Raw genomic sequence first — 596 nt, 5'->3', positions numbered from 1 at the left:
GCAACGTTCAGCGCGACACCGTTCGTTACGACATAAATACCGATATTTATATCAGCTTTCCAGATTGTTAAAGAACTTCAATTTAAGGCACATTCGCTTAAAAAGTGGTTTAAAAAACCAAACTTAAGTTGTTTTCATAAGCGTGAATAAATTCCCGCCGACAACACTTTAAGTTTGGCTTCTTTCTTTATACAGAGAAACAATACCATTTCGTTTTATATCAAGGCAGTTGGTAGCGACGTGTAGGCTTTCTACACGAGCTGCGAACTAACGCAGATAGAATACGAAATTGGTAGGTCTGGGCAGACTTGAACTGCCGACCTCACCCTTATCAGGGGTGCGCTCTAACCAGCTGAGCTACAGACCTATCATGGTTATGCTTTATCTAACTCGTCGGCGCCGCCCTCACCCTGCTTTCATCAGGAATGGGTACGTTCTAACCAGCTAAGCTAAAAAAAACAAGTTTCTTCATTTTTGTTATCATGTAATTTGTGTGAACACTCGTAGAACCGAAGCTCTCATTAAGCAATTTTACTTCAAGATAAGGAGGTGATCCAACCCCAGGTTCCCCTAGGGTTACCTTGTTACGACTTCAC

At 41.9% G+C, this 596-nt stretch carries 1 tRNA gene and 1 rRNA gene; both read right to left on the bottom strand.

The features are described 5' to 3' along the window. Positions 1 to 290: 290 nt before the first annotated feature. Positions 291 to 367, bottom strand: a tRNA-Ile gene (locus tag MTCD1_RS18385). A 175-nt stretch (positions 368 to 542) separates the two neighbouring features. After that, positions 543 to 596, bottom strand: a 16S ribosomal RNA gene (locus MTCD1_RS18380); the annotation flags it as partial.

It is taken from the genome of Colwellia marinimaniae, from assembly GCF_002207865.1.
Lineage (GTDB): Bacteria > Pseudomonadota > Gammaproteobacteria > Enterobacterales > Alteromonadaceae > Colwellia > Colwellia marinimaniae.
The sequence above is the reverse complement of the archived record's forward strand: the minus strand, read 5'-3'. Positions and strand labels throughout refer to the sequence as shown.